Here is a 16,825-nt window from a genome sequence, read left to right as displayed (position 1 = left end):
CGCCATCCTCTTTTATTGCATATTTCTTGTTAAAGGTAAAATAAATACTTCTACACGTCTATTTTTTGCTTTTCCTTCTGGTGTATCATTTGGTGCAATTGAGCGGTATTCTCCATAACCAACTGCACTAAATTTTTCTGGTTGCAATTCTTTATTTTGGAGTAATACCTGCATGAAATTAACTGCACGCTGTGTACTTAACTCCCAGTTTGATGCAAACTGAGCATTTGCGATAGGAACCGTATCTGTATGACCCGACACTGTAATTTCACGAGGTGATGCTGAAACAAGTAGGTTAGACATCTCTTTTGCAATCCCTAACGATTCCAACTTCACATCTGCTTTCCCTGAATCAAATAGTACATTTTCTAATATCGTTAACATTAATCCTTTTTCAGTTAACTTAGTTTGAAAAGAAGAGGATAGTTGTTTCTCATTAATATATTGATCAATCTTTTTTTGTAATGCTTTCAACTCATCCATTTCTTTTTTTTCTTTAGCTCTATCTTCCGCTTGTTTTTTTGCTTGTTCTGCCTCAAGGCTATTTGCTGATAATTCTTTTTCCTCATTTGGTTTTTGATCGCTTAAAAATTCTTTATTTCCTGTTCCACCGGCTAACTCACTTCGAAAAGCAACTGCCATCTGTTTAAACTTCGCAGCATCTATACTACTCATTGCGAATAATACGATGAACAATGCAAATAACAACGTTAACATATCAGAATATGGAATTAACCAAGTTTCATCGATATGCTCATCATGTTTTTTCTTTTTACCTCTTCTATTTTTCTTACTCCGCATTTTTTTCTGCTCCTTTTTCTAGCTTTTTACGCTCAGTTGCAGAAAGTGCACCTAAAATACGGTTCTTCATAATAAACGGATATGTACCTTCTTGTAACATTAATAAACAATCAATAATTAAACGTTTCTTCTCTAATTCAGCAGCAGACTTTTGCTTCAATTTGTTTGCAAATGGATGCCATAATACGTAACCTGAAAAAATACCGAAAATCGTTGCAATAAACGCACCTGAAATAGCATGCCCTAGCTTTTCAATATCAGTTAAATTTCCAAGTGCAGCTACAAGACCAATAACAGCACCTAAAACCCCTAGTGTAGGTGCATATGTACCTGCTTGTGAGAAAATAGCAGCTCCTTTTGCATGCCTCTCTTCAATTGCTTCTAATTCGGCTTCTAAAATTTGTTCTAAATCTTCCGCAGATACGCCATCAATAACAAATTTCATACCACGCAAAAGAAATTCATCTTCAATTTCATCTAATTGTTGCTCTAAAGACAAAATACCGTATTTTCTACTCTCAGATGTCCAATGAACAAATAATTCTAGCAATTGTTCATAACTTAAATCTTTTTTATTTGAACCAAAAAGAACTTTAAATAATTTTGGAACTCTTTTTAGTTGATTCATCGGAAATGCAATACACACTGCAGCAAATGTACCGACGAAAATAATTAGTGCTGCGGCAGGATTTAGTAAGGCTGTTATGTCAGCACCCTTGACCACCATCCCTACTACTACTGCCAACACTCCTAAAATGATTCCAATAATTGTTGCAAAATCCATTCCCATTCACTCCTAGTCTATACAAGAAGTCCTTTATTCTTGATAATCGCTACATCTTCTTATATACATATATTACATAAAAAATGAACTTCATGAAAGATAAGAAATGAATTATATGAAAAAACACTACATTTTCTGACATTTTCTTTGCATTTCTATTACGTTACGACTCTTATATTTCTTTTTCAATAAGCTAGACTTATAATAAAACCGATACATATTTTATTAAGAAAGGACAGTGATTACAAGGTATCATGAAAAAGATAATAATTATTTCTGCCGCTACTATTGTAATCGGTATCACATCTTTCGCTTACTTTGGTCCTAAATCACCACTGCAAAACGAGGCGAAAGCTGTCGAAAGTCAAAAGCATAGTAACCATCCAAAAGAAGAAATCCCTGCTTTTCCAAAAGCTGATCATAATGCAAAGAAACTAAATGATAAATTTTCCGTTGTAACAAACCCAGATTCTGCTCTTGTATTAGTCAATAAACATCGTAAATTACCAGATGGGTACATTCCAGAAGATTTGACGAAACCGAACGTACCATTTACTAGTCCAAAAGATAAAGAGAAAACATTACTTCGTAAAGATGCTGCAGACGCTCTTGAGCAGATGTTCCAAGCAGCAAAAGAAGAAGGTTTAGAACTTACAGCAGTTTCAGGTTACCGTTCTTACAAACGCCAACAGTCATTACATAACACATATATTAAACGCCAAGGAAAAGCTGAAGCTGATTCGGTAAGTGCAATTCCTGGAACAAGTGAGCATCAAACTGGTCTAGCAATGGATATTAGCTCAAAATCTGCTAAATTCCAATTAGAACCAATCTTCGGAGAGACAGCAGAAGGAAAATGGGTTGCAGAACATGCCCATGAGTTCGGATTTGTCATTCGTTATTTAGAGGATAAAACAAAGACAACAGAGTATTCATACGAACCGTGGCACTTACGCTACGTCGGCAATCCATATGCCGCATACATATATAAACACCATCTAACATTAGAAGAGGCGATGGAGGACACAAAATAAGAGAGCGAATCGCTCTCTTATTTTTCTTTTATTCTATTATATCAGCAATTTTTTCCATTCCTCCGGCCACGGTTCGCCTCTTCCAGTTTTTTTCGATGCTTGGACCATCATACCGCGTCCAACTAAACAAACTTCTCCTTCTGCATTTTTGACCATATAGTGTAAATCTAAAGAGGAATTCCCAACCGCTCCCGCCTTTACATATACTTTCAACTGCTCATCAAAATAAATTTGTTTAATAAAATTGCATTGTAGATCTGCGACGACTATCATCGTTTCTGATGATTCATGTGTCCATTCTTGCATAAATCCGAGTTCTTTAAACAATGCGATACGCGCTTCTTCAAAATATGTAAAAGCAACCACATTATTTACATGTCCAAACATATCTACTTCACCAAAACGAACTTTGACAGGATTATAAAATGAAAAACCACTTTCCCATTGCTCAAAGTCTTCAATATAAGAAATTCTCTTCATCGTTCCCTCTCCTTTTCGTCCTTAAAATAAAGTGAAACTTTAATCAGTGGGGGTTTTGTTCATCCCCCACTGATTATTTGCCTTCACCAATCGGGCGGTTACGGGCAGTTGATCTCCCACCTAGCTTCTTTGCTCCACCTGAATTTTGAGGTGGGAGTTTTACTGCCCGTTAATGCGAGATAAACAGAATAAACAGAAAAATAAACTTATAAACATTGCCTCTTCAACAAGAAGAGGCAATGTTTATTAATAGTTATTGTCGCTACCAAAGAAATCTTTGAACGATTGAATTGTTGTATCACGGTTTAATGCTGCAATTGAAGTTGTTAATGGAATACCTTTCGGACATGATTGCACACAGTTTTGAGAGTTACCACAGTTTGCAAGTCCTCCATCACCCATAATTGCACGTAAGCGATCTGCTTTATGCATTTCACCAGTTGGATGCGAGTTAAATAAACGCGCTTGTGAAAGCGGTGCTGGTCCAATAAAGTCAGACTTACTGTTTACGTTCGGACATGACTCTAAGCAAACACCACATGTCATACATTTCGAAAGTTCATATGCCCATTGACGCTTTTTCTCTGGCATTCTTGGACCTGGTCCTAGGTCGTACGTACCGTCGATTGGAATCCAAGCTTTAACACGTTTTAACGCGTTAAACATACGGCTACGGTCAACTTGTAAATCACGTACAATCGGGAATGTCTTCATCGGCTTTAAGCGAATTGGTTGCTCTAACTGGTCAATAAGGGCTGTACATGATTGACGTGGTTTTCCGTTAATCACCATCGAACATGCTCCACATACTTCCTCTAAGCAGTTCATATCCCATGCGATCGGAGTTGTTTGGTTCCCTTTTGAGTCGACAGGATTACGGCGAATTTCCATAAGCGCCGAAATAATATTCATATTAGGACGATATGGAATTTCAAACTCTTGGTCAAACTCTTGTGCATCTGGGCCATCTTGTCTCGTAATGATGAGGCGGATTGTTTTCTCAGACATGTTGTTTATCCCCCTTCTCTTCACCCTTAGCAGCTACATCATGTTTTGAGGAATAGTCACGTTTACGTGGTTTAATTAATGAAACATCCACTTCTTCGTAATGGAATGCTGGTGCCTTTCCTTCTCCCTCAAATTTCGCCATCGTAGTTTTTAAGAAGTTTGCATCATCACGATTTGGGAATTCTGGTTTGTAATGCGCTCCGCGGCTTTCATTACGGTTATATGCGCCAATTGTAATAACACGTGCTAACTCGAACATATTTGCAAGTTGGCGTGTAAATGAAGCACCCTGGTTACTCCATCTTGCTGTATCGTTAATGTTAATGCGTTTGTAACGCGCCATTAACTCTTCAATTTTCGCATCAGTTTCTAGTAACTTTTTATTTTCACGAACTACTGTAACGTTATCTGTCATCCATTCTCCAAGCTCTTTATGAAGAACATATGCATTTTCGTTACCATCAAGCATTAAAATATTGTTAAATTTCTCTGTTTCGATTAATTCATTTTGCTCATATACAGTAGATGAAACAGCATCAGATGATTTAGAAAGACCTTTCATATACTCAATTGCGTTCGGTCCTGCTACCATACCACCGTAAATTGCTGATAATAATGAGTTCGCACCAAGGCGGTTACCACCGTGCATAGAATAATCACACTCACCTGCTGCAAATAAACCTGGAATACTTGTCATTTGCTTATAATCAACCCATAATCCGCCCATTGAATAGTGAACTGCTGGGAAGATTTTCATTGGTAGTTTACGAGGATCATCACCTGTAAATTTCTCATAGATTTCAATAATTCCACCAAGTTTAATATCTAGTTCTTTCGGATCTTTATGAGAAAGATCTAAGTACACCATGTTTTCACCGTTAATACCTAGTTTTTGCTCTACGCAAACATCAAAGATTTCACGCGTTGCAATATCACGAGGTACAAGGTTTCCGTAAGCTGGATATTTTTCTTCTAAGAAGTACCATGGCTTACCATCTTTATACGTCCAAACACGTCCACCTTCACCACGTGCAGATTCACTCATAAGACGTAACTTATCGTCTCCAGGAATTGCCGTTGGATGAATTTGAATGAACTCACCGTTCGCATAATATGCACCTTGTTGATATACAGCAGACGCTGCTGTACCTGTATTAATAATAGAGTTTGTTGATTTTCCAAAGATGATACCAGGGCCCCCTGTTGCCATAATCACGGCATCAGCTTGGAAACTTTTTATCTCCATAGTTTGTAAGTCTTGCGCGACGATTCCTCGGCACACACCTTCATCATCTACAACAGCTCGTAAGAAATCCCAACCTTCATATTTCGTTACAAGTCCTGCTACTTCATGACGACGTACTTGCTCATCTAATGCATATAGTAATTGTTGACCAGTTGTTGCGCCAGCAAATGCTGTACGGTGATGTTGTGTTCCACCGAAACGACGGAAATCCAGAAGTCCTTCTTCCGTACGGTTGAACATAACACCCATGCGGTCCATTAAATGAATAATACCAGGTGCTGCATCACACATCGCTTTAACTGGTGGTTGGTTCGCTAAGAAGTCCCCACCATAAATTGTATCGTCAAAGTGGATCCATGGAGAATCCCCTTCACCTTTTGTATTTACGGCACCGTTAATTCCACCTTGGGCACATACAGAATGTGAACGTTTTACTGGTACTAAAGAAAATAGTTCAACATTTACTCCTGCTTCTGCCGCTTTAATCGTTGCCATTAAGCCGGCCAAGCCACCGCCGACTACTATAAGTTTCCCTTTCATGCTCTCCCACTCCTTACTGGTTTGCTAGCTGTGGATCGATGAACGCTAATAATGCACTCACACCTACATAAGATAGACCTAAGAAAATAGCTAATGTTACATAAGTAGAGATTCTTTGTGAACGTGGAGATACTGTAATTCCCCAGCTTATGCAGAATGTCCATAGTCCATTTGCAAAGTGGAAAATTGTTGAAACAACACCAACTAAATAGAAACCAAACATAAATGGGTTGTTTAAAATATCTGCCATCATATCATAGTTTACCTCTTTACCTAACAATGCTTGAATACGAGTTTCCCAGACGTGCCAAGAAATGAAGATCAGCGTAACGATACCTGAAATTCGTTGGAAGACGAACATCCAGTTACGGAAATAGCCGTAAGATACCGCATTGTTCTTAGCTGTAAATGCAATATATAAGCCATATATAGCATGGTACAGTATAGGTAAAAAGATGATGAAAATTTCTAGCGCATACCGGAATGGAAGGAGCTCCATAAAGCCTGCAGCTTTGTTAAAAGCCTCTGCTCCTCTTGTTGCAAAGTTGTTTACAATTAAATGTTGCGTCAAAAAGACACCAACCGGGATGACCCCCATTAATGAGTGCCACTTACGAAACGTATACTCGCGGCCTTTCATGTCCCCATTACCCCCTTGAATGTTTGACTGCTGTTTTCAGATTAATTTACAACAATAATGTTTTTTCACTATTGGCATAAGAAAAACTGAAAAAATTATTCAAAATATTTCAGCATAATTTGATTCCAAGTTCATTTTACCCCTATTTTTGTCGAAGCGTCAAGAAAACGTATACATAATTTGCATATAATTTGCCAATTCTTTTTTTTTCTTATATATTCAGATTTACCCAAAGAAAAATCTGTTTTTATAAATGAAAAATGTTATATAATAATCCCTATAGAAAGAGGGGAATATTGTGAGCAAAAATACAATCGATATAACATCTTTAGAAGATGTTTCATTGAACGCCTTCGCTTATGAATTGCTACGTGAAGAATTACTACCTGATTTAATTGGTAACGATTTAGATGGTATTTTATACTGGGCCGGTAGAAACCTTGGGAGAAAATATCCGCTAGAAACAATTGAAGAAGTCATTCAGTTTTTTGAAAAAGCTGGTTGGGGCACTTTAAGCATCATTGAACATAAACGTCGTGAAATGCAGTTTCAACTTAAAGGTACACTTATTACTGAGCGTCAAAAACAAAAAAGACATTCATCTTATCAATTAGAAGCTGGATTTATCGCCGAGCAAATTCAAAAACAAAGAAACGTCGTTGCAGAGTCCTATGAGGAACAGAAAAAACGTTCAGACTCTATTACATTTCTTGTTAAATGGGATATAAAAGATCTCATTGAAGTGTAGCATCTACTTACAGTCAACTAGACATATAAGTTTAGTTGACTTTTTTGTATATTCATTCAGGTGAGTTTATTTTAAATCTTCAGAAATTATACCAAAAAACAGAAGACGTTGTAAACTACAACGTCTTCTTATCTGTTAAATAAGTATATATCATCTCTGCAATATTTTTCGGCATACCTGCTTCGACAAATTCAGCTATGGAAGCTTCTTTCATCTTTTTTAACGAGCCAAAATGTTTTAACAATACCTTTTTTCGTTTATCACCGATTCCTGGAATATCATCCAATGCTGATTGAATGACCGATTTCCCGTGCAACTGGCGATGGAATGTAATTGCAAATCTATGCACTTCATCTTGAATGCGTTGCAATAAATAAAATTCTTGGCTATTCCTCTCAAGCATCACAGGTTCAGGCGGATCTCCAATGATTAAATGTGATGTTTTATGCTTGTCATCTTTTACAAGCCCTGCCATTGGAATATATAATCCGAGTTCATTCTCCAGAACATCACTTGTAGCGGCCAGATGGCCTTTTCCACCATCAATAATGATTAAATCTGGTAAAGGTAAATTTTCTTTAAGCGCCCTCGTATAACGACGTCTTACAACTTCCCTCATAGACTCGTAATCATCAGGACCTTGAACCGTTTTAATTTTATATTTCCGATATTCTTTCTTCGCTGGTTTCCCATCGATAAAAGCAATCATTGCTGAAACAGGATTTGTTCCTTGAATATTCGAATTATCAAACGCTTCAATACGATATGGTGTTTCAATCCCTAGTTGCCTCCCGAGATTATCAACAGCTTTAATCGTCCGTTCTTCATCACGTTCAATTAAGTGAAATTTCTCTTCTAGTGCAATTTTTGCATTTTTATTTGCTAATTCCACAAGATCTTTTTTCTTCCCACGCTTCGGCTGTGTCGCTTCAACTTCTAAAAAGCGCTCTACTAATTCTGAATCTATACTTCCTGGAACAACAATTTCCTTCGGCTTGAAATGACTACTGTTTTCATAAAATTGACCGATAAAAGTTAAAAATCCCTCTTCTGGTTCATCATAAATCGGGAACATAGAAACATCACGTTCAATTAGCTTTCCTTTTCGAACGAAGAAAACTTGAACACACATCCACCCTTTATCAACTGCATATCCAAACACATCACGATCCACTAAATCACTCATAATCATCTTTTGCTTTTCCATAATTGCATCAATATGAGCAATTTGATCTCGCAACTCTTTCGCCCGTTCAAATTCTAGCTTTTCTGAAGCCTCATACATCTTCGTTTCTAATTCTGAACGAATTTCTTTATGCCCACCGTTTAAGAATTTAATAATTTCATCAACAATTTCTTTGTTTTGCTCATCCGTTACTTCTTTCACACAAGGTGCTAAACATTGACCCATATGATAATACAAGCAAACTTTATCTGGCATATTTGAACATTTACGAAGTGGATACATACGATCTAATAATTTCTTTGTTTCATGTGCCGATTGCGCATTTGGATAAGGCCCAAAGTACTTTCCTTTATCCTTTTTTACATTTCGCGTAATGAGTAAGCGCGGCTGTTTTTCGGCTGTAATTTTAATGAAAGGATATGTTTTATCATCTTTTAATTGAATATTATATTTTGGATCATATTTTTTTATTAAATTTAACTCTAAAATAAGAGCCTCCAAATTTGAGGAAGTCACAATATATTCAAAATCAACAATTTCTCCAACAAGCCGAAGTGTTTTCCCATCATGCGAACCAGTAAAGTACGAGCGCACACGATTTTTGAGTACCTTTGCTTTTCCGACATATATAACCGTTCCCTGCTTATCCTTCATTAAATAACAACCAGGTTGATCGGGCAAAATTGCTAACTTCTCTTTTAAATGCTCGTGCACTCGTCTCCCTCCATTTCTACATGCTTATCATTTTTATTTTCACATAAAAACATACTATGCCAAAACACCCAACATACGTTCTTTTATTGTAACGGAAAGGTTGTAAAAAAGAAAATAAAAAAAGCTACCAAATGGTAGCTTCTTTATTTTAGAAGTGTTTAGAAACTAATTCTACTAACGCTTCTTTCGGTTTATATCCTAACGCTTGATCAACCACTTTACCGTCTTTTAATACGAAAAGAGCTGGAATGCTCATTACTTCGAATTGACGAGCAGTTTCTTGGTTTTCATCAACGTCAACTTTTACTACTTTTACTTTCTCGCCTAACTCTGAATCGATTTCCTCTAATACAGGAGCGATCATTTTACAAGGTCCGCACCAAGGCGCCCAGAAATCTAATAGTACAACACCTTCGCTAGTTTCAGCTGCGAAGCTTTGGTCATTTGCATTTATAATTGCCATTTTATTTCCTCCTTCAAGTATATTCTACCAAGAGTATATCATTAACTTTTATACGTGGCGAATATTATGTATCGTTATGTATTGTAACAAAAAAATGTTCCTTTATACTATATAAAAATATGGATGAAATACTAAAAAGATGAGAGACAGGGGATCTCTCACCTTTTTCTATATATAGGGGTACTTCACTTGGAACTCAAGGGTACTCAAATCATGAATGTACTTTTAACTTTTTAAACTCTTCTGTTAAAAGAGGTAATACTTCAAACAGATCTCCGACAATACCATAGTCAGCTACTTTGAAGATACTTGCTTCTGGATCTTTATTAATCGCAACAATTATTTTTGAATTAGACATACCAGCTAAATGCTGAATCGCACCAGAAATTCCGCATGCAATGTATAGGTCTGGTGTAACAACTTTACCTGTTTGACCAATTTGTAATGAATAATCACAGTACTCTGCATCACAAGCACCACGAGATGCTCCAACAGCGCCGCCTAGTACGTCAGCTAATTCTTTTAACGGTTTAAATCCTTCTTCACTCTTCACACCACGTCCGCCAGCTATAATGACTTTCGCTTCAGAAAGATCAACACCCTCTGCAGTTTTACGGACAACATCTTGAATGATTGTACGTAAATCTTTCACATCTACTGTAATAGAAGACACGTCACCACTGCGAGACTCGTCTTTTTCAAGAGTTGCAATGTTATTTGGACGCACTGTCGCAAATAAGATACCCTCTGTTACAATCTTCTTCTCAAATGCTTTACCAGAGTAAATCGGGCGAGTGAAGATAACATTTCCACCTTCAACTTCTAAAGCCGTTACGTCAGAAATTAAACCAGCTTCTAATTTCGCTGCTAATTTTGGTGATAAATCTTTACCAAGTGCCGTATGTCCAAATACAATGCCTTCTGGCTTCTCTTCAGCATATACAGCTAAAAACGCTTGTGCATATCCATCAGATGTATATGATTTTAATTTATCATTTTCAACTGTCACAACGCGATCTGCACCGTAATGAATCAATTCATTTGCAAAAGAGGCAACGCTGTCTCCAACTAGAAGACCTACCACTTCACCGCCTTCTGCAATTGTTTTTGCTGCTGCTACCGCTTCAAACGAAACGTTGCGTAGCGATCCATCACGAACTTCACCCATTACTAATACTTTACGAGCCATAGATTTTCCCTCCTGCATATATAATTTCGTATTTTATTAGATTACTTTCGCTTCTGTATGGAGCAACGATACAAGTTCTTTTACTTGATCTTGCAGCTCGCCTTGTAACACTTTTCCTGCATCTTTCTTAGGAGGCAAATAGATTTCAATTGTTTTTGTTTTTGCTTCCACATCATCTTCTTCTAAATCTAAATCATCTAATTCTACTTCTTCTAGTGGCTTCTTCTTCGCTTTCATAATACCTGGAAGTGATGGATAACGCGGTTCATTTAAACCTTGTTGCGCTGTTACTAGAAGAGGTAATGATGATTCAATTACTTCTGTATCCCCTTCAACATCACGCTCAATCTTCACATTTGTACCATCAATTTCAAGCTTCGTAATCGTCGTTACGTATGGGATATTTAACGCTTCAGCTACTCGTGGACCAACTTGTCCAGATGCACCGTCAATCGCAACGTTCCCGCCTAAAATTAAATCTATTTCTTTATCTTTTAAATATTCAGCAAGTACTTTTGCTGTTGTAAATTGGTCACCATTCTCAACATCATCTTCAATGTTAATTAGTACCGCTTTATCGCAGCCCATCGCCAATGCTGTGCGAAGTTCTTTTTCACTATCCTCGCCACCAACTGTTATAACAGTAACTTCTCCACCTTGTGCATCTCTTACTTGAATTGCTTCTTCAATCGCATATTCATCGTAAGGGTTGATGATGAATTCCGCTTCGCCATCGTAAATTGCACCGTTTTTAATTACGATTTTTTCTTCTGTATCAAATGTTCGTTTCATGAGTACGTAGATGTTCATTTCATTTACCCCCTTATTTTTCAGAAAGATTCTATCAATTTTAAAATTCTGTTAATTTGTATTAAAAAAATAATTGGATTACCTACCACTAAATGAAGGCTTACGTTTTTCTAAAAACGCTGCTACGCCTTCTCTTCCATCTTCACTCGTAAATACTTCACCAAAAATCTGTGATTCACGCTGTACACCTTCATAATAATGAGACGATTTTGTCGTTTGTAATAACTCTAGCACAGCACGGGTTGTTGCTGGGCTTTTTCCAGCAATCTGTTTTGCAATTTTAAGCGTATCTTCTAAAATGGATTCTTCAGAAAACACTCCGTTAACAAGTCCCCATTGTAATGCTTCTGCGCCAGTAATTGGTGTACTTGTTAACATCATTTCACAAGCTTTCGCTTTACCAACATAACGTGGTAAGCGCTGTGTACCTGCAAAACCAGGAATTAATCCAAGTGTTAATTCAGGTAAACCAAGCTTTGTACTTTCAGTTACAAAGCGCATGTGGCAAGACATAGCAAACTCCAGGCCGCCGCCAAGTGCCGCTCCATGAATTGCCGCAATAACTGGTTTTGAACATTTTTCAACACGCTCAAACGTAACTTGTCCAAGCTGTGCTAACTCTGTTGCTTGCTTCGCTTCAGTAACAGATGTAAATTCTTTAATATCTGCCCCTGCTGAGAAGAAGCGTCCTTCACCATGTAGAACAACAACACGAATGTTATCATCCTTTTCCACTTGATCGATTAATTCAGTAACGTCATGCATAACTTGTGAAGACATCGCATTAGCTGGAGCATGGTTTAACGTCGCCACCGCGATATGATCTTCAACTTTTACAGATAGGAATTTCAACATGATCCCTCCCATTATTTACGATAACCACAAGCTGCAATAAGTAGCCCATGTACCGTTTTTGAAAGTGCGACCAGATCATACTTATGATCGCTCATTACCCAATTGGTCACAACTTCATCTACTGTTCCAAAGATCATTTGTCTTGCCACGCGAACGTTTAAATCCGCCTGAAATTCACCTTGCTTTATACCTGTCTCTAAAATCTCATCCATAACTTGTAAGTAGCCTTTTAATACTTCATTTATTTTAAGGCGCAAGTCTTGATTGGACTGCCTTAGCTCTAATTGCGTAACGATAGCAAGAGGATCATTTTGTGACAACAGCAAGAAGTGCGTTTCTACCAACATGAATAACTTCGCTACAGCGCTTTCAATTCCTGCTATTTTTTGACGAATTGTTTCAACAAATTCTCCCATCTTCTCTTGGAATAAGGATATTAATATATCTTCTTTATTTTTAAAATATAAATAAATCGTGCCATCAGCTACCCCAGCTTGCTTTGCAATTTTAGAAACTTGCGCTTGATGGTATCCATTCTCCGCAATCACAATGACTGCAGCATCAATAATCTGATTGTATTTCGGTCTATTTTTCTTCACTTTACTGTCCCCTTCAAGAAGATGACTGAATGAATAGTCATTCATATTCTTATAATACTGACTATTTAGAAAAGTGTCAATCCTATTTTTTCAAAAAGAAAGGGCCTTAGCCCGTTTGCTCATCCTCATTCTTTCTCTTCTCTTCATCTATTAGGACACGACGTAAAATTTTTCCGACTGTCGTCTTCGGCAACTCACTTCTAAACTCATATACCTTCGGAACTTTGTAAGCTGCTAAATATTTACGTGCAAACTGATCTAATTCTTCTTCAGAACACTCAGCACCTTCTTTCAAAACAACAAACGCTTTTACAGTTTCCCCTCGATACGGATCAGGAACACCGATTGTTACCACTTCTTGCACCTTTTCGTGTTCATATAACACTTCTTCTACTTCACGAGGATATACGTTAAAGCCACTAGCAACGATCATATCTTTCTTACGATCTTTCACATAGAAAAAGCCATCCTCATCCATGTATCCTACATCACCTGTATGGAGCCAGCCATCTTGCAGTACAGCTGCCGTTTCTTCTGGCTTATTCCAATACCCTTTCATAATTTGTGGGCCCTTTACAACAATTTCACCAATTTCACCTGGAGGTAATGACTCTCCTGTTTCAAGTGACATGATGATTGCCTCTGTATCCGGCCACGGTACCCCAATACTTCCCGGCACACGCTTTTCCCACAAAAAATTCCCATGTGTAACTGGTGATGACTCCGTTAATCCATAACCCTCTACTAATTTACCACCTGTAACTCTCTCAAACTCCTCCTGCACTTCTACAGGAAGCGGTGCAGAACCACTAATACAAGCCTGAATTGAAGAAATATCATATTCTTTTAAAAGAGGACTATTTAATAGAGCAATATAAATGGTTGGTGCTCCTGGAAATAGTGTAACTTTATGTTTCTTAATTGCTTCAAAAACCATTTTCATATCAAACTTCGGAATAAGCACCATTTTATATCCTTGCATAATACTTAGATTCATTACAGCTGTCATCCCGTACACATGAAAAAACGGAAGAACACCAAGAATTACCTCTTCTCCTTCTTTACAATTATATAACCAATGCGCTCCCATTAAAGTGTTCGAAACGAGGTTTTTATGCGTTAACATAACCCCTTTTGGAAACCCTGTCGTTCCCCCTGTATACTGCAAAAGGGCTAGATCATTTTCAGGATCACATGGAACTTCAACATCAACATTACTTTCTCTTTCTACCGATTTCCAAAGATGAATCGTTTCGCTTTCCGACACATTCACAACAAGATTTGCCTGCTTTTTTTGTACAAATGGATAAAGTAAATTTTTAGGAAATGGTAAAAAATCTGCAATACGGGTCACGATAATGTGCTCAAGCTTTGTTGCAGTTTGAACGTTAGTAACTCTCGGAAACACTAAATCAAGGCACAGAATAACTTTTGCCCCTGAGTCATGAAGTTGGTACTCCAGCTCTCTTTCTGTATAAAGAGGATTCGTTTGTACGACAATCCCTCCCACAAGCAAAGTACCATAATAACCAATTACAGATTGCGGACAATTCGGTAACATAATCGCAACTCTATCGCCTTTTTCAATACCAAGCCTTTGAAGGTAATTCGCAAATTTCTTTACCTTGTCATGGAAATCTGAAAATGTAACATCTTTACCTAAAAAGTGAAGCGCTTTCTTTTCTGGATAACGAGCAGCCATTTTCTCTAAATATCCATGAAGTGGCTGAATATCATAAGAAATTGTCCCTGGAATTTCATCTGGATAACTCTGCAGCCAAGGTTTTTCCACTCTCATTCCCCCTTCCAATACTTGTGAAAATAAATGAATGTTCATTCATGATAGTTGTTTTCATTATATTATAGTCATAACAGCGTTACAATCATAATATTCTGAATTTTTATAACTATGCTTTACTTCCTTAACTTCTTATTATATGTAGAAACTCTCCTAATTTTAAAAGAATAAGAGAGTTCACGTTACTTAGCTTAATCTTATAATCGTTAAAACTGCACCAGGTGTAGTCGTTGATAACGTGGCAACAGCTAACAATCCAAATAACTGCAAACTAATTGCACTCCCCGCTGCAAGAGTCGTAATAATTGTTGCACTAAATGATGTCGTTGCTAATGCAGGGGAATTGATAGTTCCAGCAAGCGCTGCTCCATTAATTGTAATCCGCGAACTGACTAATAATGAGGCCGTTATATTAATTGTATATGAAATATAATAATTCCCGGCATTTGCGGCCGTAAATACTGTATTCCCCCCAGACACAGTAATTCCCGGACCGATATTTTGATTATTTGGAAGTGTGACATTTGTCCCACCAAGTAATACTGATATTGCCGTACCCGATGTATTATTCGCAAATGCATACGTAGCAGTTATACTTGTACCTGTATCTCCTGTTGCTCCTGTTGGACCTGTTGCTCCCGTTACTCCTGTTGGGCCTGTTGGGCCTGTTGCTCCCGTTACTCCTGTTGCTCCTGTTGCTCCCGTTACTCCCGTTGAACCTGTCGCTCCCGTTGGGCCTGTTGCTCCCGTTGAACCTGTCGCTCCTGTTGCTCCTGTTGCTCCTGTTGCTCCTGTTGCTCCTGTTGCTCCTGTTGCTCCTGTTGCTCCTGTTGCTCCTGTTGGACCTGTTGCTCCCGTTACTCCTGTTGGGCCTGTTGGGCCTGTTGCTCCCGTTACTCCTGTTGCTCCCGTTGGACCTGTTGCTCCTGTTACTCCGGTTGGGCCTGTTGGACCTGTTGCTCCCGTTGCTCCTGTTACTCCCGTTGCTCCTGTTACTCCCGTTGCTCCTGTTACTCCCGTTTCTCCTGTTACTCCCGTTGCTCCTGTCGCTCCTGTCGCTCCTGTTGGACCTGTTGGACCTGTTGGACCTGTTGCTCCTGTTGCTCCTGTTACTCCCGTTTCTCCTGTTGCTCCTGTTACTCCCGTTGAACCTGTTGCTCCCGTTACTCCCGTTGAACCTGTTGATCCTGTTACTCCTGTTGGACCTGTTGGACCTGTTACTCCTATTACTCCTGTTGGGCCTGTTGGACCTGTTGCTCCTGTTGGACCTGTTGGACCTGTTGGACCTGTTATTCCCGTCGCTCCCGTTGGACCTGTTGGACCCGTTACTCCCGTCGCTCCCGTTGGACCTGTTGGGCCTGTTGCTCCCGTTACTCCTGTTGGACCTGTTGGGCCCGTTACTCCCGTTGGACCCGTTGCTCCTGTTGCTCCTGTTATTCCGGTTGCTCCCGTTGGACCTGTTGGGCCTGTTGGGCCCGTTACTCCTGTTGGACCTGTTGGGCCCGTTACTCCCGTTACTCCTGTTGGACCTGTTGGGCCTGTTGCTCCCGTTATTCCCGTCGCTCCCGTTGGACCTGTTGGGCCTGTTACTCCCGTTGCTCCTGTTGGACCTGTTGCTCCCGTTATTCCTGTTGCTCCTGTTATTCCTGTCGATCCTGTTGGACCCGTTGCTCCTGTTGGCCCTGTTGGCCCCAACTTAGGAACTGTCCCATCGCAACTAAAACAGCATGAATCAACATGTACACCGTTTTGATTATTACACCCACAATTATTGCTCCATAAAGACATGCTGATCCCTTCCTTCGTGTTCAATCTTTTAAGTACAGCCAACAATTAAGAAACATCATTCTAATAAAAACTTGGTTTTATTTTCACTATCAACTACCCGTTCTAAAACAAACCTTTTATAGACAAAGGTTCGTTCCTAACA

15 protein-coding genes and 1 pseudogene are annotated in these 16,825 nt (G+C 38.6%); 2 read left to right on the top strand and 14 right to left on the bottom strand.

Translation table 11 applies throughout. From position 1 onward, the window contains the following. Window positions 1-12: 12 nt before the first annotated feature. Entirely contained in the window at window positions 13-801 is a 789-nt protein-coding gene (motB, locus tag ABH959_RS14980; protein ID WP_002184884.1) for a flagellar motor protein MotB, read from the bottom strand. Next, window positions 791-1,585: a flagellar motor stator protein MotA gene (gene motA, locus ABH959_RS14975; protein WP_002129301.1), complete on the bottom strand. Its 795-nt coding sequence runs from the start codon at window positions 1,583-1,585 to the stop codon at window positions 791-793. The genes motB and motA overlap by 11 nt, the downstream gene beginning before the upstream one ends. Window positions 1,586-1,839: 254 nt before the next feature. Here motA and ABH959_RS14970 point away from each other — a divergent pair, with 254 nt between their 5' ends. Further along, window positions 1,840-2,619, top strand: coding sequence for a M15 family metallopeptidase (locus tag ABH959_RS14970; RefSeq protein WP_113935686.1), 780 nt, complete (start codon window positions 1,840-1,842; stop codon window positions 2,617-2,619). A 36-nt stretch (window positions 2,620-2,655) separates the two neighbouring features. Here ABH959_RS14970 and ABH959_RS14965 read toward each other — a convergent pair whose 3' ends face one another. From ABH959_RS14965 to sdhC, 4 genes are all read right to left on the bottom strand, one after another. Continuing rightward, window positions 2,656-3,099 (bottom strand): acyl-CoA thioesterase, encoded by a 444-nt coding sequence (locus ABH959_RS14965; RefSeq protein WP_113935687.1) that lies wholly within the window; start codon window positions 3,097-3,099, stop codon window positions 2,656-2,658. 246 nt (window positions 3,100-3,345) lie between these two features. Further along, window positions 3,346-4,107, bottom strand: a complete 762-nt coding sequence (gene sdhB, locus ABH959_RS14960; RefSeq protein WP_002088861.1) for a succinate dehydrogenase iron-sulfur subunit — start codon at window positions 4,105-4,107, stop codon at window positions 3,346-3,348. Then, window positions 4,100-5,893 (bottom strand): succinate dehydrogenase flavoprotein subunit, encoded by a 1,794-nt coding sequence (gene sdhA / locus ABH959_RS14955; RefSeq protein ID WP_002034228.1) that lies wholly within the window; start codon window positions 5,891-5,893, stop codon window positions 4,100-4,102. Before sdhA ends, sdhB begins: the two co-directional genes overlap by 8 nt. Before the next feature lie 13 nt (window positions 5,894-5,906). Beyond that, a complete protein-coding gene (gene sdhC / locus ABH959_RS14950; protein ID WP_002015407.1) occupies window positions 5,907-6,533 on the bottom strand; it encodes a succinate dehydrogenase cytochrome B558 in 627 nt (208 codons plus the stop codon). Between the two features lie 298 nt (window positions 6,534-6,831). Here sdhC and ABH959_RS14945 point away from each other — a divergent pair, with 298 nt between their 5' ends. Beyond that, window positions 6,832-7,281 carry a YslB family protein gene (locus ABH959_RS14945; RefSeq protein ID WP_113935688.1) on the top strand — a complete coding sequence of 150 codons (450 nt, stop codon included), beginning with the start codon at window positions 6,832-6,834 and terminating at the stop codon, window positions 7,279-7,281. A 115-nt stretch (window positions 7,282-7,396) separates the two neighbouring features. On the opposite strand, the gene uvrC is transcribed toward ABH959_RS14945, so the two are convergent. The 8 genes and pseudogenes from uvrC to ABH959_RS14905 form a co-directional block, all read right to left on the bottom strand. Then, window positions 7,397-9,181 (bottom strand): excinuclease ABC subunit C, encoded by a 1,785-nt coding sequence (uvrC, locus tag ABH959_RS14940; RefSeq protein WP_113935689.1) that lies wholly within the window; start codon window positions 9,179-9,181, stop codon window positions 7,397-7,399. 148 nt (window positions 9,182-9,329) lie between these two features. After that, window positions 9,330-9,644, bottom strand: coding sequence for a thioredoxin (gene trxA, locus ABH959_RS14935; protein ID WP_000974757.1), 315 nt, complete (start codon window positions 9,642-9,644; stop codon window positions 9,330-9,332). Between the two features lie 211 nt (window positions 9,645-9,855). Then, window positions 9,856-10,833, bottom strand: coding sequence for an electron transfer flavoprotein subunit alpha (etfA, locus tag ABH959_RS14930; protein ID WP_113935690.1), 978 nt, complete (start codon window positions 10,831-10,833; stop codon window positions 9,856-9,858). A 36-nt stretch (window positions 10,834-10,869) separates the two neighbouring features. Continuing rightward, window positions 10,870-11,643 carry an electron transfer flavoprotein subunit beta gene (gene etfB, locus ABH959_RS14925; RefSeq protein ID WP_002088867.1) on the bottom strand — a complete coding sequence of 258 codons (774 nt, stop codon included), beginning with the start codon at window positions 11,641-11,643 and terminating at the stop codon, window positions 10,870-10,872. Window positions 11,644-11,721: 78 nt separating this feature from the next. Continuing rightward, the gene (locus ABH959_RS14920) at window positions 11,722-12,498 is read right to left on the bottom strand and encodes an enoyl-CoA hydratase (protein ID WP_002088868.1); all 777 of its coding nucleotides are present in this window, start codon (window positions 12,496-12,498) and stop codon (window positions 11,722-11,724) included. Window positions 12,499-12,509: 11 nt separating this feature from the next. Further along, a complete protein-coding gene (locus ABH959_RS14915; protein ID WP_087945806.1) occupies window positions 12,510-13,097 on the bottom strand; it encodes a fatty acid metabolism transcriptional regulator FadR in 588 nt (195 codons plus the stop codon). Window positions 13,098-13,203: 106 nt separating this feature from the next. Beyond that, window positions 13,204-14,889: a long-chain-fatty-acid--CoA ligase gene (locus ABH959_RS14910; protein ID WP_113935691.1), complete on the bottom strand. Its 1,686-nt coding sequence runs from the start codon at window positions 14,887-14,889 to the stop codon at window positions 13,204-13,206. Window positions 14,890-15,081: 192 nt separating this feature from the next. Next, a pseudogene (locus ABH959_RS14905) lies at window positions 15,082-16,227 on the bottom strand (BclA C-terminal domain-containing protein); the annotation flags it as partial. Between the last annotated feature and the right edge of the window lie 598 nt (window positions 16,228-16,825).

Source organism: Bacillus sp. RC51 (genome assembly GCF_044908115.1).
Lineage (GTDB): Bacteria > Bacillota > Bacilli > Bacillales > Bacillaceae_G > Bacillus_A > Bacillus_A mycoides.
The sequence above is the reverse complement of the archived record's forward strand: the minus strand, read 5'-3'. Positions and strand labels throughout refer to the sequence as shown.